The 18,813-nt window shown below is 71.2% G+C and carries 16 protein-coding genes and 1 pseudogene; 10 read left to right on the top strand and 7 right to left on the bottom strand.

Annotated elements, in window-relative coordinates; genetic code table 11:
* Positions 1 to 119 precede the first annotated feature (119 nt).
* Positions 120 to 1,544, top strand: coding sequence for a cytochrome P450 (locus FNV62_RS04395; RefSeq protein WP_205523120.1), 1,425 nt, complete (start codon positions 120 to 122; stop codon positions 1,542 to 1,544).
* Between the two features lie 144 nt (positions 1,545 to 1,688).
* Here the strand turns inward: FNV62_RS04395 and FNV62_RS04390 are convergent, their stop codons facing one another.
* Positions 1,689 to 2,603, bottom strand: a complete 915-nt coding sequence (locus FNV62_RS04390) for an endonuclease/exonuclease/phosphatase family protein (RefSeq protein WP_205523119.1) — start codon at positions 2,601 to 2,603, stop codon at positions 1,689 to 1,691.
* A gap of 413 nt (positions 2,604 to 3,016) precedes the next feature.
* Here FNV62_RS04390 and FNV62_RS04385 point away from each other — a divergent pair, with 413 nt between their 5' ends.
* Positions 3,017 to 5,287: a M4 family metallopeptidase gene (locus FNV62_RS04385; RefSeq protein ID WP_097282682.1), complete on the top strand. Its 2,271-nt coding sequence runs from the start codon at positions 3,017 to 3,019 to the stop codon at positions 5,285 to 5,287.
* A gap of 64 nt (positions 5,288 to 5,351) precedes the next feature.
* On the opposite strand, the gene FNV62_RS04380 is transcribed toward FNV62_RS04385, so the two are convergent.
* Entirely contained in the window at positions 5,352 to 6,458 is a 1,107-nt protein-coding gene (locus FNV62_RS04380; protein WP_097282681.1) for a PP2C family protein-serine/threonine phosphatase, read from the bottom strand.
* 49 nt (positions 6,459 to 6,507) lie between these two features.
* Positions 6,508 to 6,702 carry a hypothetical protein gene (locus tag FNV62_RS04375; RefSeq protein WP_144314693.1) on the bottom strand — a complete coding sequence of 65 codons (195 nt, stop codon included), beginning with the start codon at positions 6,700 to 6,702 and terminating at the stop codon, positions 6,508 to 6,510.
* Between FNV62_RS04375 and FNV62_RS04370 the strand changes: the two genes are divergently transcribed.
* Positions 6,701 to 7,048, top strand: a complete 348-nt coding sequence (locus FNV62_RS04370; RefSeq protein ID WP_144314692.1) for a PRC-barrel domain containing protein — start codon at positions 6,701 to 6,703, stop codon at positions 7,046 to 7,048. The two genes, FNV62_RS04375 and FNV62_RS04370, sit on opposite strands and share 2 nt — an antisense overlap.
* A 117-nt stretch (positions 7,049 to 7,165) precedes the next feature.
* Positions 7,166 to 7,539 (top strand): annotated as a pseudogene (locus tag FNV62_RS04365) (FAD-dependent oxidoreductase); the annotation flags it as partial.
* A gap of 91 nt (positions 7,540 to 7,630) precedes the next feature.
* On the opposite strand, the gene FNV62_RS04360 reads toward FNV62_RS04365, so the two are convergent.
* Both FNV62_RS04360 and FNV62_RS04355 read right to left on the bottom strand, forming a co-directional pair.
* Entirely contained in the window at positions 7,631 to 8,059 is a 429-nt protein-coding gene (locus FNV62_RS04360; protein WP_144314691.1) for a DUF6010 family protein, read from the bottom strand.
* A 171-nt stretch (positions 8,060 to 8,230) separates the two neighbouring features.
* Positions 8,231 to 8,398, bottom strand: a complete 168-nt coding sequence (locus FNV62_RS04355) for a hypothetical protein (RefSeq protein WP_181360840.1) — start codon at positions 8,396 to 8,398, stop codon at positions 8,231 to 8,233.
* A gap of 333 nt (positions 8,399 to 8,731) precedes the next feature.
* On the opposite strand from FNV62_RS04355, the gene FNV62_RS04350 reads away from it, so the two are divergent.
* Together FNV62_RS04350 and fusA are read left to right on the top strand one after the other, a co-directional pair.
* Entirely contained in the window at positions 8,732 to 9,394 is a 663-nt protein-coding gene (locus tag FNV62_RS04350; RefSeq protein ID WP_225900138.1) for an alpha/beta hydrolase, read from the top strand.
* Between the two features lie 434 nt (positions 9,395 to 9,828).
* A complete protein-coding gene (gene fusA, locus FNV62_RS04345) occupies positions 9,829 to 11,928 on the top strand; it encodes an elongation factor G (protein WP_143612186.1) in 2,100 nt (699 codons plus the stop codon).
* A gap of 112 nt (positions 11,929 to 12,040) precedes the next feature.
* On the opposite strand, the gene FNV62_RS04340 is transcribed toward fusA, so the two are convergent.
* Positions 12,041 to 12,922, bottom strand: coding sequence for an RNA polymerase sigma factor SigF (locus tag FNV62_RS04340; protein ID WP_097288676.1), 882 nt, complete (start codon positions 12,920 to 12,922; stop codon positions 12,041 to 12,043).
* A gap of 218 nt (positions 12,923 to 13,140) precedes the next feature.
* On the opposite strand from FNV62_RS04340, the gene FNV62_RS04335 reads away from it, so the two are divergent.
* The 4 genes from FNV62_RS04335 (at position 13,141) to FNV62_RS04325 (ending at position 16,413) form a co-directional block, all read left to right on the top strand.
* Entirely contained in the window at positions 13,141 to 14,103 is a 963-nt protein-coding gene (locus FNV62_RS04335) for an anti-sigma factor RsbA family regulatory protein (RefSeq protein ID WP_144314690.1), read from the top strand.
* 482 nt (positions 14,104 to 14,585) lie between these two features.
* Complete coding sequence (locus tag FNV62_RS54505) at positions 14,586 to 14,762, top strand: hypothetical protein (RefSeq protein ID WP_095856747.1); 177 nt, start codon at positions 14,586 to 14,588, stop codon at positions 14,760 to 14,762.
* A 31-nt stretch (positions 14,763 to 14,793) separates the two neighbouring features.
* Positions 14,794 to 15,159: a hypothetical protein gene (locus tag FNV62_RS04330; protein WP_054229402.1), complete on the top strand. Its 366-nt coding sequence runs from the start codon at positions 14,794 to 14,796 to the stop codon at positions 15,157 to 15,159.
* Between the two features lie 48 nt (positions 15,160 to 15,207).
* Positions 15,208 to 16,413: a cysteine desulfurase-like protein gene (locus FNV62_RS04325; RefSeq protein WP_060900543.1), complete on the top strand. Its 1,206-nt coding sequence runs from the start codon at positions 15,208 to 15,210 to the stop codon at positions 16,411 to 16,413.
* A 61-nt stretch (positions 16,414 to 16,474) separates the two neighbouring features.
* Here the strand turns inward: FNV62_RS04325 and FNV62_RS04320 are convergent, their stop codons facing one another.
* A complete protein-coding gene (locus FNV62_RS04320; RefSeq protein WP_060900542.1) occupies positions 16,475 to 18,751 on the bottom strand; it encodes an FUSC family protein in 2,277 nt (758 codons plus the stop codon).
* Between the last annotated feature and the right edge of the window lie 62 nt (positions 18,752 to 18,813).

The following is an 18,813-nucleotide window of genomic DNA, read 5'->3' as shown; positions in this document are numbered from 1 at the left end:
CGCCCCGCGGCGGCCCGTTCGTGCGGGCTGGGGTAGGGTCTGGCACCGGTTCGTAGCCGCTGAAGGGCCACGAACCGGTGGCGGGGAGCGTCGAAGGGCTGCGAACGGTGGAATCCCACATGGGGGACGGCGGATCCATGGACGTGGACGACACGCGGTTGGAGGCGATGACCGCGCAGCCGTTGCTGACCCGGGACTACGAGACGCGCCCCGCGCTCGTCTACGAGCGGCTCAGGCAGCGGCACGGCCCCGTCGCGCCGGTCGATCTGCTGGGCGTACCGGCGTGGTTGGTGCTGGGGTACCGCGAGTCGCTTCAGGTCCTCCAGGACGACGACGCGTGGCCCAAGGGGCTGGAGAACTGGCGGGCCCGGTCGGAGGGCAGGGTTCCCGCCGACTGGCCGCTCGGACCCTCCCTCGAGGTGAACCACGTGCTGATCCAGGGCGGTCCCGGCTACCCACCGCTGCGGACGGCGTGGGACGCGGCGCTCAAGCCCTTCCAGGATCCGCGCCACCCGCAGACCAAGCGGCTGAAAGCGGCCGTCACCGCCCACGCCGACGAGCTGATCACGCTGTTGGGACAGGGCGGCGGCACGGGCGTGGCCGACCTGTCGGCGCAGTTCGCGCGACCGCTGCCGCTGATGGTGGCAAGTCATCTGCTCGGCTTCCCCGGCTCGCAGGGCGACGACGCGCTGATGGACATGTGGCGGGTGCTCGACGCGGGGCCGGACGCGGAACCCGCCCTGGAACGCCTGTTGGAGACGCTGGTGGAGCTGGCGGCGGCCAAGCGGACGCGGCCGGGCGACGACTTCCCCTCCTACCTGCTGGCAGCCCACCCAGACCTTTCTCTCGACGCGCTCGCCCGTGAGCTGTTCATGCTGCTCGGCATGACGTCCGACCACGTCGGCATCCTGATCTCGAACACCGTGGTCGAGGTCATCGCGGGGGAGGGCAGCGCACGGGCAAGTCTGTCCGCCGGGATGGTCAGGGAGACCATGAACCGGGTCGTCATGCGCAAACCGCCGCTGGTGAACTTCGTACCGAGGTTCGCGGCCAAGGACACTCCGCTCGGCAACTACACGATCCGCGAAGGAGATCCGGTCTGGGTGTCCTCCGCCGCCGCGCACGCCGATCCCGTCTTCGCCGACCACGCGGCGGCCAATACGACGATCAGCAGCCGGGCGCACCTCGCGTGGGGCGCGGGCCGACGCCAGTGCCCGGCACGCGAGCTGGCGTCGACGGTCGCCGCGGTGGGGGTGAGCCGCTTGTTCGAGCGCTTCTCCCACCTGGAACTGGCGCTCCCGGTGGACCAACTGCCCTGGCGCTCCTCCCCGTTCATGCGCGGCCTGCGATCACTGCCCGTACGGTACGAACTCGCCTCGCCGGTCGCCGCGTTGGCGCCGGACGGGCAGGAGCGCGTCGCGGGCCCGGAGTCCGACACCCCTGACACCCCCGACGTGTCCGGGACGGTGACGACGGACCAGGCCGTCCAGCGCCGCTCGTCGCTCTGGCGCTACCTGACGGGCCTGATCCGGACGGGCCGTTGAGCCTCCGCCCCCCACACCGCAATCGACGCACCAGGCACACACCATGCCCGCCCCCGGGACACCGGCCGGCCATGGCGTCCCGGCCGAGGCGTACGCGGTGCTGCACGGCGTCCGGAACGCCCGGCGTGCCGCCCCGGGGAGCATTCAAAGGGACAGTTCCAGCACGAGCGGGCGATGGTCCGAGATCCCCGTCGCGGGCGTGCGCACTCCGCTCGCCGCTGTCACGCCGACGCCGGTCGCGAGCACATGGTCGAACTGCACGACCGGGCGGTGCGCGGGATAGGTCGGGGTGCGGGCCAGATCGAACCAGCCGCGGGGCGACGGTGGGGTGCGGGTCTTCCGGGGAGCGTTCAGTACGACCCTGGGCAGGGCACCGATCAGGTTGAAGTCGCCCAGCAGCACATGAGGTGAGGGCAGGTCGGCGATCCAGTCGCGGACGGCGAGCAACTGTGCGACGTTCCAGCCCGGTACGAACGACAGGTGCACCGCCACCGCCGTGAACGGACCACCCGGTCCCTCCAGTACGGCGGCCAGCGCGGCGCGCGGCTGGTCCCGGACCAGGGTGAGCCCGGGCCGCCCGGCCAACCTCAGGGGCATACCGAGGGGCGCCGGGGCCAACCGCCGGGCCCGCCAGTGCCGTACCGGAAACCGGGTCAGCAACGCGATCCCGTGCGAGGGGACGTCCGTGGCCGAGCCGACGTCCTGCGGGCCGTACACCCGCAGCCCCGGCTCGGCCGGGTCGCGGACCCACCCGTGGTCCGCCGTGGAACGGGCGTGGAACGCGCTCGCGTAGCGCCAGTGCTTCAGCCCCGCCGCGTCGGCGGCGACCGACGCCTGGTCCGCCCCGCCCGATCGCTCCTGGAGGCGGTCCAGTTCCTGCAGCGCCAGGACATCGGCGTCCAGGGACACGACGGCTCGGGCGAGCGGTCCTTCGGCCGGGTTCGCGGCGGGGGAGAGGGGCCCTCCGTCCGGCAGCGCCCTGCCGTGCAGCACATTGAACGTCGTGAGCCGCACCGTCCGACGGCGCGTGTCCGGGTCCCGCCGACTTCGCTGATTCATCGTCAGGCCAGTGTCCCCGTCGATGCGGTTCGCGGAAACCGGCGTGCGCGGCTTCCCGCGCTCGGCAACCCGTGCCACCCGTGCCACCCGTGCCACCCGTGCCACCCGGACCGTCCGGCTCCGGCCGAAAAGTGCCCTGAGCCGGGGTGAACACCCAGCAATCAATAGCCAATTTCAGCCGTTGCTTTGTCATCTCCATGACAAAACTGTGCATGCGATGCCAGTCTGCTCTTGAACGTTCACCGTTCCTTCACACCCCCCACCTGTCGCGCGCCGCCGAGTTCCGACACTCCCCTCGTGGGTCACCTCGTGCAGCGCCCTTCCCTGCTCAGCGCGTTGCCAGCCGGCCACACCCTGTCGGCCCGCTCTCTCGGCCTCGACCACGGGCCGATCGTCGCCAGAAGGAGAAGCCCTTGCTCCCGCCCCACCGCACCTCGCACCGACGCAGATACACCGCGGCGTTGGCGCTCACCGCCGCCGGCACGCTGCTCGCCGCCGGTTTCCACACCGGCGTCGCGTCCGCGGCCCCCCGTGACCGCGGCCACGCGAAGATCGTCGCCACCCCCCGGGCCGCCGCGGCCCCGGCGAAACTGTCTCCCGCCGCGCACGCCGCGCTGCTCAAGAGCGCCAGCGCCGCGGCCGGCGCCACCGCGAAGATCCTCGACCTCGGCTCCAAGGAGAAGCTGATCGTCAAGGACGTCTCCAAGGACGCCGACGGCACCACACACACCCGCTACGAGCGCACCTACGCCGGACTGCCGGTCCTCGGCGGCGACCTCGTCGTACACGTCAGGAACGGTCTGTCCACCGTGTCCGAGGCGAGCAAGGCCGACCTCAAGGTGCCGACCACCACCGCCCGCGTCACGTCCGCCACCGCCGCCCACAAGGCACTCGCGGTCGCGAAGAAGGCCGACGCCACGCGTCCCGCGGTCGACGGCGCTCCCCGGCTCGTCGTCTGGGCCGCCGGCGCCGAGCCGGTGCTGGCCTGGGAGTCGGTGGTCGGCGGCACCCAGGACGACGGCACGCCGAGCGAGCTCCATGTCATCACCGACGCCACCTCGGGCAAGGCCCTGTTCGACTTCCAGGCGGTACGCACGGGCACGGGCACGGGTCAGTACAGCGGATCGGTTCCGCTCAGCACCACGCCGTCCGGCTCCACATACCAGCTGGTGGACGGCGACCGCGCGGGTCACCGCACCTACGACCTCAACCAGGGCACCTCCGGCACCGGCACCCTCTTCACGGATGACAACGATGTCTGGGGAGACGGCACCCAGAGCAACCGGCAGACGGCCGGCGTGGACGTGGCCTTCGGCGCCGCGGCCACCTGGGACTACTACAAGGACGTCTTCGGCCGCAACGGCATCCGCAACGACGGCGTGGCCGCCTACAGCCGGGCGCACTACGGCAACAGCTACGTCAACGCCTTCTGGTCCGACACCTGCTTCTGCATGACGTACGGGGACGGCGCGAGCAACGCGCACCCGCTGACCGCCCTGGACGTCGCCGCGCACGAGATGAGCCACGGCGTGACCGCCGCCACCGCGGGCCTCACCTACTCGGGCGAGTCCGGTGGCCTCAACGAGGCGACCTCGGACATCTTCGCCGCCGCGGTGGAGTTCCACGCCAACCTGTCCGCCGACGTCCCCGACTACCTGGTCGGCGAGAAGATCGACATCAACGGCAACGGCACCCCGCTGCGGTACATGGACAAGCCGTCCAAGGACGGGGCGTCCCGCGACAACTGGGACTCCTCGCTGGGCGGCCTCGACGTCCACTACTCCTCCGGACCGGCCAACCACTTCTTCTACCTGCTCTCCGAGGGCAGCGGCGCCAAGACCGTCAACGGGGTCTCCTACGACAGCCCGACCTACGACGGCGTCCCCGTGACCGGCATCGGCATCGAGAACGCCCAGCGGATCTGGTACCGGGCCCTGACCACCTACATGACCTCCAGCACCAACTACGCCGGCGCCCGCACCGCGACCCTCCAGGCCGCCGCCGACCTCTTCGGCGCGTACAGCGACACCTACCTCGCCGTCGCCGCCGCCTGGGCCGGGATCCATGTCGGCGACCGGATCGCGCTGGGTGTCAACGTGGCGCCGATCGACGACCAGACCAGTGGCGTCGGCCAGCAGGTCTCCCTCCAGACCAGCGCCTACACCACCAACTCCGGCGCGGGCCTGACCTATGCGGCCACCGGCCTGCCGGACGGTCTGACGATCAGCGACACCGGCCTGATCTCGGGAGTTCCCACCACCACCGGGACCAGCCCCGTGACCGTGACGGTCACCGACAGCACGGGAGCGTCCGTCTCGGTGAGCTTCACCTGGCGGGTGGCGAACATCTACGCCAACAGCACGCGGGTGGACATCCCCGACGCCGGAGCCGCGGTCGAGTCACCCATCACCGTCACCGGCCGGACCGGCAACGCCTCGGCCACCACCCAGGTCTACGTCAAGATCATCCACACCTACCGCGGTGACCTGACGGTCTCCCTGGTGGGCCCCGACGGCACCGTCTACTCGCTCCTGAACCACAGCGGCGGCAGCGCCGACAACGTCGACCAGACCTTCACGGTCGACGCCTCCGCGCAACCCGTCAACGGCACCTGGAAACTGAGGGTCCAGGACACCGCCGCGATCGACGTCGGCTACATCCAGCAGTGGCAGCTCACCCCCTGACCTGTCCGCCCGCCGACCTCGCCCGTCCGGCCCGCCCCGCGCGGTCCGGGCGGGCGAACCGTCCTCACCCCCGATCGCCCTGGGCGTCGGGTGTGAGGACCAGCATCGCGACGTCGTCACGCACGGCGGTGCAGAACCGCAGGAGGTCCTCCCAGAGGCGGTCGGTGAGGTCGGCCGGTCTCTCCCGGGCCAACGTGGTCAGGCGCTCGGCCAGGGGATAGAAGGCGCCCGTCGCGTCCCGGCTCTCGGTCACTCCGTCGGAGCCGAGGAACAGTCGGTCGCCGCGCTCCAGCCGCACGGTGCAGATCTGCGGCGGAGAGATCTCGAAGAACCCGAGACCGAGGGGGGCTCCTGGTTCGAGTACGAGCTCGACGGCCTTGCCGTCGCGCAGCAGAAACGGATGCGGGTGTCCGCAGGACGTCAGGCGCACCGCGTCCGCGTCGGCCGAGAACTCCAGCAGCAGAGCGGTCGCGAACAGTTCGGCGTGAGCGGTCTGGGCCGAGTCCACGACGAGCCGGCGATCGAGGCGGGCCGCGGCCGATTTCAGGTCGCCCTGGTCGAGCACGGTCTCCCGGAACGCCCCGAGGAGGGAGGCGACGGTCGAGACGGCCGACAGCCCGTGCCCCTGCACATCGCCCATCACCGCCCGCACACCGTACGGGCCGGCGCGCACGTCGAAGAAGTCGCCACCCACCAGTGTCTCGCGCTGCGCCGCCCGGTAGAGCGCCGTGCAGCGCACCGGGCCGACGCGTCCGGGAAGCGGCGGCAGCACGGCGAGCTGGGCGGCCTCCGCGACGCTGCGCACCGTGACCAGGTGGGCGTCGCGCCGACTGCGCACCAGGGAGATGGCGACGCTCAGGATCGCGACGAACGTGATGGTCAGCAGGTCGGTGTTGCCCGGATGGTTGAGCTGGAGCGGCGGTACGAACAGGAACAGGATGACGATGGCGCCGAAGACGGCCGTCGCCACGGGTCCGTAGGAGAGCACGGCCAGCGACGGGATGGCGCCCAGCAGGAAGCCGATGTCCAAGGGGTACCGACTCAGGAGTTCGGCGGTGCAGACCGCCACCAGCAGGGAGGGCGGCAGCACCCGCACCCAGCGCGGTGGTGGTGCTCCGCGCAGCCAGCCTTGGCTCTCCCGGATGTGATGCCGGTGGTCGGCCGTGCCCATAACGCTCCTCCCTACCCCACCACGCTCCTCCTTCCGGCGGTCGTGCGCATCACGGTGGGTCGGGCGGCCCGCGGCTGCCGAGGATTTCCCTGCTCCGTGCCGAGTTGCGTGCGGAGAATTCCCGCTGTTGGTTGAAAGTCGCAATTCTCTGAGAATTCTCTTCGGGAAAAAGAGTGTCGGCGCGCGCTGAACGGACACCCGGTGTTTTCAAGCGCACCGCGACATAGCTGGAGGATTTCTTCATGTACGAGAATCTGTGGGCCTACACTCCGACCAGCGGCCACACCCCCGACTCGGATCTCACCGGGTACCGGGTGGAAGCGACCGATGGGCACATCGGGAAGGTCGACAAGCACTCGGACGAGGTCGGTTCCCAGTACATCGTGGTCGACACCGGCATCTGGATCTTCGGCAAGGAGGTCCTGCTGCCCGCCGGGACGATCACCACGATCGCCCACGAGGACAAGACCGTCCACGTCGCCCGGACGAAGGACGAAATCAAGTCGGCACCGGAGTTCGACAAGGAGAAGCACCTCGGCGACCCGCATTACCGCGATCAGCTCGGCGGACACTACGGGTCCGGACACTGACACCGCCCCGTCCGCCGGTGCTGCCCCTTTCGGGGGCGGTGCCGGCGTTTCCGCGCCGGGCATCACCGCGCCGGGCATCACCGCGACGACGGAGCCGTTGATCGAAGGAGTGTTCCCATGGTCGCCACCCGTGGTGGGCCGGATGTGCTGGTGGTCGGCGCCGGACTTGCCTGTGCCCGCGACCTGACCGGGGCGGGACTCGGTGTCCGCGTCCTGGAGGCCTCGGACGGGGTCGGCGGGCGCATGCGCTCCGACCGTCACGAGGGGTTCGTCATCGACCGCGGCTTTCAGGTGTTCAACACCTCCTACCCCCAGGTCCGACGGCGCCTCGCACTGCGCGCGCTGCGGTTGCGGCCCTTCACCCCGGGGGTCCTCGTGCACACCGACGACGGCCCGCTCCGCTTCAGTGACCCGACCCGGGGCCCCGCAGGCTCGGCGACCTGCGTCCGGGACGGCTCGCAGGCAGTCAGGACCTGGCCGCCACCACCGCGCCACCGGCTCCGTCCAGGGGGCCCTGGCCTCGGGGGCCCGCGCGGCCCGTGAGGTGGCCCGGGACCTGGCGGCACAGTCACCCATGGGCGGCTAGGCGTGTGAGGCGTTCGTCAGGGACGTGGGGCGCTTGGAGAACCAGGAGCCGATCAGGGTGGGGAGCGAGGGACCGCCGCGCAGGCACCAGAGGGCGATCACCGGGTCGCAGATCGCGCAGCCGAGCGACGAGTGCGTGGCGAACGGGATGATCGGGGCTCCCCGCAGGTAGTGCAGGGCGTCCCAGGCGGTGTGCAGCAGCCAGGCGACGCCGATCCAGACGTACGAGTCGAGGCCGCGGTAGGCGCAGTAGGTGACCGCGGCGGTGAAGACGAACTCCCAGGCGCCGAAACTGCCACTGCTCAGATAGGCGGCTCCGGCCCCGGCGACCATGATGGCGTTGAACCGCCGCCTCGTGGGCTCGCGGAGCAGGGACATGAGGAACGCGTAGAGAACACCGATGAGTACGGGTGCGACGAAGAGCATGTGCGAGACGCTACGAGGGTGATCGCGGCCCCGGCAGTGGCCGGAATGACAGAGTGCGACGGGTTCTCGCCAGTCTGCACCATCGACTCCGGGGACCGTTCCATCGTCGCGAGGCGGGGCGAGAGGTGGGGCGCGACGGCCGGGCCCGGGGGCCGCGGATCAGGAGCCGCCTCAGGAGGTCACGTCGGCGTCGAGGTGCCGGGCGAGTTCCTCCACGACCGCCGGGATCTCGCGGCGGAACGCGGCGAGGTCGAGACCTTCGTCGGCGACCACGACGAGCAACGCGCGGCTGCCGACCGCCGTGACGATCACGTGTCCCGTGCCGCAGCGGGCGCTCACTGATCACCCTCGGCGAGCAGTACCACCTCATCAGGCCGCTCAACGCCACCTCCGGCACGCTCTTCCTCTACCTGGCACTCGACCGTGGCCGCAGCAACCTCGCGCCGGCCCGGCACAACCTCAAGCGCCTGGAATCCGCTCTGGAGGTGTGACCGGTACGGTGCCGGTGGCGACCCGTCCGCGTGGCGGCCGGCGACGGACGACCCGTGGGCGGTGGGACACTTCTCCCACAGGCGGAGTCGGAACACGGGAAGAGCTGTGATGCGCGGCCGAACGCGGACAAGGACCTCTGGCGGACCGGCGCGTGGACCGGTCGGGGCCGACACCGCCCTGGTGCCGGTCCGTCACTCGGACGCGGCGCGTGCGGCCGTGCTCGTCCTGCACGGGGGCCGGGCCGACAGCCTGGCCCGCTCACGGCCCTGGAACGTGGCGGCGCTGCGGATGAGGCCCGTGGTCCGGGCCGTCGCCGCGGCCGTGCCGGACGACGAGGTCTTCCTCGGACAGGTGCGCTACCGCCTCCAGGGCTGGAACGGTTCACGGGCCGACCCCGTCGGTGACGTCCGGCGGGCGCTCGCGGAGCTCGTCCGCCTCGTCGGTGAGGTGCCGGTGATTCTCGTGGGTCATTCGATGGGCGGCCGGGCGGCTCTGCGCGTCGCGGCGGCGACACAGGTGGGCGGAGTGGTGGCGCTGGCGCCCTGGTGCCCGGAGGGCGAACCGGTGGCCCACCTCCAGGACAAGAAGGTCATCGCGCTCCACGGTGACCGCGACCGCGTCACCGATCCCTCGGAGTCGATCGCGTTCGTCCGCCGGGCCAGGGCCGCCGGTTCCCGCGCGGGTGTGCTGCTGGTCAAGGGCGGTGACCACGCCATGCTCCGACGGTACGGAACCTGGCACGGCGCCACGGGAGCGGCCGTCGCCGAACTGCTGAGGCCCACGGAGCCGCCCGGCGGACTGCTCGCCCGGGCGCTTTCGGCGGCCGACTCCGGCCTGCTCTGACCGGACGTGCCCCGAACCAACTCCGGGGCCGGGCGCGGCGCGAGGAGCGAAATTCCGGTGCGCCGACCGCTTCGCGCTCCCTACACTCACCCCACAACGCGCGCTCACCGCACCTGCGGAACATCACGGCGCGCGTCCTGACGAGTGAGGGGAGCCGGGCCGTGCGTCACCGCACCGCAGTCGTCGTTCCCCCTTCGCGCTACGAGGTGATCCTCGTGTCTCCGGGTCCCCGGTGCCGGCTGCGCGGCCGGCACCGGTGGTCCGTGACGAACATCTGACCTCTCTCCGCCCGTCACCGGGCAGATCGGCTCCGTACGCCCCCATGGGGATGTGCCGTGGCCGGAGGTCCCCGCACGGCCCGTGGCACGACCGCGGGCCGCTTCGTCCGGGAAATCGCGCCGTCCCGTCCGGATCATTCCGAAAGGCCATGGGCCGTGCGTACCGACCTGCACCGTCACCTCGACACTCCGCTCGCCGCCGTCCGCAACCTGGGCATCCTCGCCCACGTCGACGCCGGGAAGACCACCCTCACCGAGCGGATCCTCTACCTCACCGGGACCACCCACAAGCGGGGCGAGGTCCATGACGGCACCACCGTCACCGACTTCGACCCCCAGGAACGCGATCGTGGCATCACCATCTTCGCCGCGGCCGTGAGCTGTGCCTGGGACGCGCACCGGATCAACCTGATCGACACCCCGGGCCACGTCGACTTCTCCGACGAGGTGGCGCGCTCCCTGCGGGTGCTCGACGGCGCCGTGGCGGTCTTCGACGCCGTCGCGGGAGTCGAACCGCAGAGCGAGGCGGTGTGGCGCCAGGCGGACCGGTACGGCGTGCCGAGGATCGCCTTCGTCAACAAGCTCGACCGCGCCGGTGCCGACCTCGACACCGCGGTCGAGTCGATCAGGGAGCGGCTCCATCCGGCCCCGCTGGTCGTCCAGTTGCCGATCGGATCGGAGGCCGGGTTCACCGGTGTGGTGGATCTGCCGCGCATGCGGTCACTGGTCTGGCCCGAAGGCCGTGACACGGTCGAGGAAGGCCCGGTGCCCGAGGCGCTGAGGGACGCCGCGGAAGGCCGCCGCCGACAGCTGGAGGAAGCGGTGGCGGAACTCCACCCCGGCGCGCTCGAGGAGTTCTGCGCGGAAGGGACGCTCTCCGCGCGGACCCTGACCGCCGCGCTGCGCGACCTGACCCGTTCCGGCGACGGCGTGGTGGTGCTGTGCGGCTCGGCCTACCGCAACCGCGGGATCGAGCCACTGCTCGATGCCGTGGTGGCCTACCTGCCGTCGCCGCGCGACGTGCCCGCGGTACGCGGCACCCGGGACGGTGGGGAACAGGAGCGGTTCGCCGACCCGGCGGCACCGTTCGCGGCACTGGTGTTCAAGGTGAACGGGACCGCCACGGGCCGGCTGACGTACCTGCGTGTCTATTCGGGCACGATCGGGAAGGGAGAGACGGTGTGGGACTCGGGCACGGGGCGCACCGAGCGCATCGGCCGGATCCTGCGGGTGCAGGCCGACCGCCACGCCCCACTGGAGCGGGCGGTGGCGGGCGACATCGTCGCGGTGGTCGGGCTGAAGTCGGCCCGCGCCGGGTCGACCCTGTGCGCCCCCGGGGCTCCGTTGGTCCTCGAACCGCCGACCGTCGCCGATCCGGTCGTCTCGGTGGCCGTCGAGGCCGTCGGCAGCGCCGAGGCGGAGCTGTTGGTGTCCGCGTTGACGCGGCTGGTCGAGGAGGATCCCTCGCTGGTCGTACGCACCGACCCCGAGACCGGGCAGCTGGTCCTGTCGGGCATGGGCGAACTGCATCTGGAGGTGGCGGTGGAGAAGATCCGGCTCGCCCACGGTCTGGACGTCCGGGTCGGCCGGCCGAGGGTGGCCTACCGGGAGACGGTCGTCCGGGGAGTGTCGGGGCTGGTCCACCGGCACGTCAAACAGGACGGCGGCGCCGGTGAGTTCGCCCATGTCGTGCTCGACGTGGAGCCGCTGGAGGACGTCCCGGGCGACGGCGACGGGGGCGCGACGCGCTTCGAGTTCCGCTCGACCGTCGTCGGCGGACGGGTGCCACAGGAGTACGTCCGGGCGCTGGAGGCCGGGTGCCGTGACGCGCTGGCCGACGGGCCGCTCGGCGGGCATCCGGTCACCGGGGTGCGTGTCGTCCTCACCGATGGAGCGACCCATCCGAAGGACTCTTCGGAGCGGGCGTTCCGGACGGCCGGCCGGTTCGCGCTTCGGGAGGCACTGCGCGCCTGCGCGATGGTTCTCCTGGAACCGGTGGCCGACGTCACGGTCACCGTGCCGGACGACGCCGTGGGCGGGGTCCTCGGTGACCTGGCGGCGCGACGCGGGCAGGTCTCGGGGTCCGTCGCGCGGGCGGGCGTCGTGGTGATCACCGCGACCGTGCCGCTGGTCGAGCTGTTCGGCTACGCGACCCGGCTGCGCAGCCGGACCCGGGGCCGGGGAGTCTTCACCGCCCGGCCCGCCGGGTACGCCCCGGCACCGAGCACGGCGGCATCCGGGACTGTGACCCGGTGACGCACAGGACGGTCCCGCCCGATTTCGGGCGGGACCGTCCCGCGGCGCCCCGGTCGAACGCTGTCCCTGTAGAACGCTGCCCGGGGCGGGTGCGTCGGACGAACGTGGCGCGTCAGGCGACCGCGGGATCGAGCAGCCCGGTGCGAAGACGCTTGATGATGCGGGTGATCAGACGCGAGACGTGCATCTGCGAGATGCCGAGTTCCTCGCCGATCTGGGCCTGGGTGCGCTCCTCGACGAAACGCATGTGGATGATCCGGCGCTGACGTTCGTCCAGTTCGGCGATGAGCGGGGCCAGGGACTGGAAGTCGTCGACGAGTTCGAGCGAGGGATCGTCCTCGCCGATGAAGTCCGCGAGAACGGTGTCCCCGTCCGCGCCGTCGTCGGCCGTGAGCGCGGCGTCGAGGGACGAGGAGTTGTAGCCGTTGGAGGCCTTGCGCGCCTCGATGACCTCCTCCTCGGAGAGGGACATCAGCGCGGCCAGCTCACGCGTGGTCGGAGTGCGGCCGAGGCGGGTGCGCAGTTCTTCCGTCGCCTTGGCGAGTTCGATCCGCGCCTCCTGAAGACGGCGGGGCACGTGGACGGCCCAGCTGGTGTCGCGGAAGAAACGCTTGATCTCGCCGACGATGTACGGAACGGCGAAGGAGGTGAACTCGACCTCGCGGGTCAGCTCGAAACGGTCGATCGCCTTGATGAGTCCGATCGTGCCGACCTGGACGATGTCCTCCATCTCGTCCTGGTTGCGGCTGCGGAAGCGGGCCGCCGCGTACCGCACGAGGGAGAGGTTCATCTCTATGAGCGTGTTGCGCGCGTACTGGTAGTCGTGCGTGCCTTCCTCCAGCACGGCCAGCCGGTCGAAGAACTGACGCGACAACGAGCGCGCGTCCTTCGGGCTGATCTTCAGCGGCTCGTCGATCAGGGGGAGTGCCTCCTCCTGTGCCGTCCCTGCCTGCTGTGCCGTGTTGGTTGCCTTCGCTGCCGTCACGGCTGCCATGCGGTCCACCCCAGTTCGTTCGAAGGAATTGAAGACAGTGCCCGTCTGCCCCGTCTCAAGCCAGGCATGCCACCCAATCTCCGAAACCCGCGAAACGTCTCTGTTCCGCGGCCCGCCGGAGGTGGGGCCACTACCACTTCTCGCCGAAGCCCTCCGCCGGATGCACACCGACGGCAACCGTCGCCGCCTACAGTGGGATCCGAGGTGAGCCAGTGGGCATGGAGCAGGGAGAAGACGGAGCGCGGTCGCCCTTCGTCCGAGACCGGGCGGAGCCGTTCGCGCACCCCGCGCTCCTGTACCGCTCCGAGCAGGAGTACGCGCAAGGCACGCTGCCGTTCGTGTCCGAGGGCCTCGCCGCCGGCCTGCCCGTGGCGGTGGCGGCGCCTCCGTCTCGACTGGCGCTGCTCAAGGCGGAACTCGGACCGGTCGCCCACGAGGTCCGATGGATCGACATGACACAGGCCGGCCGGAACCCCGGCCGGATCATCCCCGCCGTCCTGCGATCCTTCGCCGACGCCCACCCCGGACGCCCTGTGCGCATCATCGGGGAGCCGATCTGGTACGGCCGTACGCCGATCGAGTACCCGGCCTGCGTCCAGCACGAAGCCCTCATCAACACGGCGTTCCACGGCCGCGACGCGACCATCCTCTGCCCTTACGACGCCCGAACCCTCTCCGACGACGTGATCGCCGACGCACACGCCACGCACCCCGTGGTGATCTGCGACGGGCGGCCGGGCGTCAGCCACGCCTACGATCCCGGACGCGTCCTCGCGCGCTACAACGAGTCCTTGCCGTATCCGCCGGGAGCGGCCACGGTCCGCTTCGCCGCCGGACTGCTGCCTGCCGCACGCGACTTCGCGCTGCGTGAGGCACGGGAGCGGGGGATGGCGCCGCCCCGGCTGCAGGATCTGAACCTCGTCGTCGCGGAGTTGACGACCAACAGCGTGGTGCACGGAGGCGGTTCGGGGACGCTGCGGATCTGGGCCGAGAGCGAGCAGATCGTCTGCGAGGTGCGTGACGAGGGACACCTGACCGACCCCCTGGCCGGCCGCCGCCCGGTGCGCCCGGACCAACTCGGCGGACGGGGCCTGCTCCTCGTCCACTTCCTGTCCGACCTGGTACGCGTCCACACCGCCGCGTCCGGAACGACCGTACGCAGCTATCTCGCCCGAAGATGACCGCGGTCGCTCCACCCGGGGCCGGCCGTGCCGCTCGCTGCTCGCCGTACGCGCTCTACTCGCCGCGGTGCCGCCAGTACCAGGCCAGGACCGCGACGAGCCCGCAGAGATAGACCAGGGGCAGGACCAGTCCCGGGACACGGGCCGCGTTCACGAAGCGGCCCCGACGGGAGAACAGGCCGATCCGGCCGGGGTGTGTGCCATGGCTGTCTGCTTTCGATGAGCTGCGGGCCGGTGGGGGCGTGTGCGGCGACAGGTGCGGACTGATCGGCACTCGCGGCCGGGTGGTGGGCTCAATGATGACGGCAGGACCCGCGGTTCGGCCCCGTCCGGGCCGGCCGGACTTGTGTACGGGGGTTCCGCCCGCGCGAGCGGTACGTGAGACCGGCTCCCGTTCCGGGCCCGCACCGACGCGCGAAGTTGTGTCGACAGGATTCCTGGGGGCACTCGGACTCCACCACCACTTCGGATGAGGAGAGTTCATGCTCGGAATCGTCGCGGCGATCGTGTTGTTCATCGCGTTCTTGATCAATGCCGCGGACCTCTCGACCAACGACGTCTTCACGTCGACCAACGTCATGCTCATAGGCCTCGCCCTGCTCGCCCTGCACGTCTCCGGCGTCGGCGGCGGCTGGGCGACCCGCGGCCGCAGGCGCTGACACCTGGGGTGGACGGTTCAGGAGGAACAGCATGACGATCGACAGAATCTGGTCGTACGCGCCGGGGTTCGGCAGCCCCGAGGCGCTGGACCTCACGGGCTACACCGTCGAGGCGAGCGACGGGACGATGGGACACGTGGACCGACAGGCCGACGATCGCGGTATGCGTCATCTGATCGTCGACACCGGCGTGTGGGTTTTCGGCAAGAGTGTTCTGGTACCTGTGGGTGTCGTCGCCGACATCGACACACAGGAGCGGAAGGTGACCATGGCCCGCACCCGGGAGGAGATGACCTCGGCACCGGTCTTCCAGACCGACCGCGAGACCCTGGACCCCGCATACCTGGCCCGGGTCGGCAGCTACTACCGAAGCCTGCCGCCCGGACAACTCGCCTGATGTCGTCGTCCCCGAGCGGACGACGACATCGCAGCCCAAGGAGCCCGAGTGACCTACGACGTCGGCGCGTTGCGCGCCCAGATCCCCGCCCTGCGGACCGGCATCGCGTATTTCGACGGTCCGGGAGGCACCCAGACGCCGGCGCCGGTCGGCGCGGCGATCGCCGACGCGCTCACCCGCCCGCTGTCGAACCGGGGGAGTGTCACGGCGGGAGAGGCGAACGCGGAGGCTCTCGTCAGGGAGTTCCGGCAGACCATGGCCGACCTGTTGGGCGGGGAGTCCTCGGGAGTCGTCTTCGGTCGCAGCGCCACCCAACTCACGTACGACTTCTCCCGGGCGCTCGCCAAGGACTGGGCCCCCGGCGACGAGATCGTGGTGAGCCGGCTCGACCACGACGCCAACATCCGCCCCTGGCTCCAGGCCGCGGAGCGGACCGGCGCCCGGGTGCGATGGGCCGACTTCGATCCGGTCACCGGCGAACTCCCGCCCTCGGCCGTCGGCGAACTGCTCACGGAACGCACCCGGCTGGTCGCCGTCACCGCCGCCTCCAACCTGATCGGCACGCTCCCCGACGTCGCGGAGATCGCCCGTCTGGTCCACCGCACGGACGCACTGCTCTACGTCGACGGCGTGCACTACACGGCGCACACGTTCGTGGACCTCGCACGGCTCGGCGCCGACTTCTTCGTCTGCTCGCCGTACAAGTTCCTCGGCCCGCACCACGGCGTGCTCGCCGCCGCACCGGCCCTGCTGGAGACGCTGCGTCCCGACAAGCTGCTGCCCTCCTCCGACGCGGTTCCGGAGCGTTTCGAGCTCGGGACGCTGCCCTATGAGCTCCTCGCCGGCACCCGCGCCGCCGTCGACCTGCTCGCCGGTCTCGGGACCGGTCCGGCGGACGACCGGCGCGCCCGGCTGCGGTCCGCGTTCGCGTCGATCGAGCGGCACGAGCGAGCGCTGCGGGACCGGATGGAGAACGGCCTGGCCGCACTCGCGGGCGTCACGATCCACTCCCGGGCGGCCGACCGCACCCCCACGCTGCTCCTGACCTTCGACGACCGCGACACGGACGACGCCTACCGCTTCCTGGCGGCGCGGAGCGTGCACGCGCCCGCGGGAACGTTCTACGCGCTGGAGGCATCGCGCCACCTCGGCCTGGGCGACACCGGAGGCCTGCGCCTCGGACTGTCGCCGTACAACGACGAGGACGACGTGGAACGGCTGCTGGAGGGCCTGGCGGCATTCCTGAAGTCGTGACCCCCGCGACCCCCGACATCGCGACCACCCGCACTTCCCGGGCCGCGACCACCGGCACTTCCTAGGCGGCGGGTCCCCGGGACGCCGTGTTCGCGGGGGTCGACACCGGTACTCCGAGGGGGCGGGCGAGGCCGATCACGCCTTCGTCCAGGCGCTGCAGATGCCGTAGGACCCGGTCGGTCACGCGGTCGTGCCGGGGAAGACCCGGCCGGTCCGTCTCCAGCATGGACGCGAGGCTGGGGCCGGTCTCGGCCACGCCCTCGGTGTCGTCGTCCTCGACGCGTGCGACAAGGACGTCGATGTTGTGCGCGATACGCCGGCCGGCTCCCTTGAGCCGGGGATCGGCCGCGACGGTCTTGCTGTAGGGCAGCAGCTCGGCCGTCGCCGCCAGGGAACGCGCGTGGTACGCGCATGTCTCCAGGAGCGCCACGAGGTAGCGCGCGGTCTGCCGGCGGGCCCGCAGCGGGGTGATCGGGTGGGTCAACGGCTGCGTGGAGGACCGTAGATCGTCCAGAGCCGTGTCGAGATCCCGCGCCTTGTCCAGCAGCTCGATCGCCGGGCCGCCGCTCAGCTGGTCGACCGCCGCACCGGTGACCTCCCCGAGCCGCTTCAGAACCGTGGCCAGCAGCTCGTCGGTGCGGCGGTCCGTGTTCACCGGCAGCACCAGGGCGGCCGCGATGACACCACAGGTGGCGCCGAGCGCCGTCTCCTCGATACGAAGGACGAGCACCCCGGTGCTGTAGGTGTTCAGCAGCGTGTACAGCAGGCCCAGCATCGCCGTGACGAAGAAGGACATCAGGGCGTACGACAGCGGCGCGGTGAAGAACATCGCGAAGATGAACAGCAGCACCAGGGCGAACGCGGTCCAGGTGTGCGAGCCGACCAGACTCGCCAGCAGGGCACCGGCGACGACGCCGAGGACGGTGCCGAGCAGCCGCCGGTACCCCTTGACCAGGATCTCTCCGGTGGACGCCGTGTTCAGGAAGACCACCCAGCAGGTCAGCACGGCCCAGTACCAGCGCTGACTGGAGAGGAACTCCCCACCGACGATGGCCAGGGCCGAACCCACCGACACCTGGACCGCGGTGCGGGTCGTCGGACGTTTCCACCCCGTGGGGCCGTGCGCGTCCTCCTCGTCCTCCTCTTCCCTGGCGATGGCGATGTCCTCGGCGTCCAACTCCTCACGGGAACGGGTCGTCGACGGTGTGTCGTCGGACTCGTCCTGCGGCCCGTCGAGGGCGAGCCGCAGTCCGAGGACGGAACGCCCCGTCTCCCCGATCCCGCGGAAGACGTCCTGGACGGCCGCCGAGGCGCGCGGCAGGTTCTCCTCGTCGCGGTAACCGAGCAGCCGGTTGCGCACATGGGCCACCCCGGTGCCGCGGTCCTCGGCGACCGGGCGCAGGACGAGCAGGCGCAGCGCTTCGAGATCACGGCGCAGGGTGGCGGTGGTGTCGTCCTGCGCCCGGAGCCGGTCGCTCGCCGCGGGCACGGGCGCGTTCGGCAGATGCAGGGTGAGCGTGTCGGCGCGTTCCGCGCTGCGGGCGGTCAGGATGAGCACCCCGAGCCGCTCGGCGGCGATCTCGGCGTCGGCGATACGCCGCTGCACGAGCGCGGCGGTGGCGCTGTCGCTGGTCCCCTCCGCCAGCCGTCCCTGGATCATCATCGCGCTCTCGTGGAGCCGGGCGGTGTGCCGCCTGACCTCCTCCAGAGCCTTCTCCACCCGGTCAGGTCCGGCGTCCAGCAACTCGATCTGGGCGGACACCAGTTGCGCCAGACGGGCCCGGAAGGCCGCGCGCAGCCGACGCAGCACACGCTCGGGCGTCTCCGGCACGACGACGAAACGCACCAGCGCGCTGCACACGAACGCGACGACCAGGGTCCCGCACAGTCCCGGCAGACCGGAGACGCCGGCCCTGACGAACAGCGACACGAAGTAGACCTGGAACCCGATGAGGCCCAGCGCCGTTCCGCGATCACCGAAGCGGCGGCTGTACACGGCGGCGAAGATCAGCGCCAGGAAGAAGAGGTCACCCGCGACCACGTGGGTGCTGAGCAGCGCCCCCAGCGACATCGCGGCGAGCGCCACGACCAGCCCGAGCGCGAGCGTGACCGCCTGTTTGCGCTGCTGCTTCTCCTTGATGGCGAAGGTCGCGGCCATGGCCGAGATGGCACCGGCGACCAAGTGAGTCTTACTGGCCCCGAGCAGCGCCAGTACGGCGAGCGTGAGCGCGATGGCCCCCACCGTCCGCAGCCCGGCCATGAGCCGCAGCAGCCCGGGGTCCGATGCCGCGAATCGGTCCCAGATCCTCGTCCGGCCCGGCCGTGTCGCTGTCCTCACGCTGTTGTTCTGCCTCGCTCTCCGCCATGATCAGCGCTTCCAGCATGGCACGTGTCGACGCC

The organism is Streptomyces sp. RLB3-17, assembly GCF_007113425.2.
GTDB lineage: Bacteria > Actinomycetota > Actinomycetes > Streptomycetales > Streptomycetaceae > Streptomyces > Streptomyces mirabilis_D.
This window is presented reverse-complemented; position numbering and strand designations above follow the sequence as displayed.

Bases quoted from the DNA above. Each gene is read 5' to 3' on its own strand.
- FNV62_RS04395 (WP_205523120.1), top strand. From the start codon at position 120: ATGGGGGACGGCGGATCCATGGACGTGGACGACACGCGGTTGGAGGCG.
- FNV62_RS04390 (WP_205523119.1), bottom strand. From the start codon at position 2,603: ATGAATCAGCGAAGTCGGCGGGACCCGGACACGCGCCGTCGGACGGTG.
- FNV62_RS04380 (WP_097282681.1), bottom strand. From the start codon at position 6,458: ATGGGCACGGCCGACCACCGGCATCACATCCGGGAGAGCCAAGGCTGG.
- FNV62_RS04370 (WP_144314692.1), top strand. From the start codon at position 6,701: ATGTACGAGAATCTGTGGGCCTACACTCCGACCAGCGGCCACACCCCC.
- FNV62_RS04375 (WP_144314693.1), bottom strand. From the start codon at position 6,702: ATGAAGAAATCCTCCAGCTATGTCGCGGTGCGCTTGAAAACACCGGGT.
- FNV62_RS04360 (WP_144314691.1), bottom strand. From the start codon at position 8,059: ATGCTCTTCGTCGCACCCGTACTCATCGGTGTTCTCTACGCGTTCCTC.
- FNV62_RS04340 (WP_097288676.1), bottom strand. From the start codon at position 12,922: ATGGCAGCCGTGACGGCAGCGAAGGCAACCAACACGGCACAGCAGGCA.
- FNV62_RS04335 (WP_144314690.1), top strand. From the start codon at position 13,141: ATGGAGCAGGGAGAAGACGGAGCGCGGTCGCCCTTCGTCCGAGACCGG.
- FNV62_RS54505 (WP_095856747.1), top strand. From the start codon at position 14,586: ATGCTCGGAATCGTCGCGGCGATCGTGTTGTTCATCGCGTTCTTGATC.
- FNV62_RS04330 (WP_054229402.1), top strand. From the start codon at position 14,794: ATGACGATCGACAGAATCTGGTCGTACGCGCCGGGGTTCGGCAGCCCC.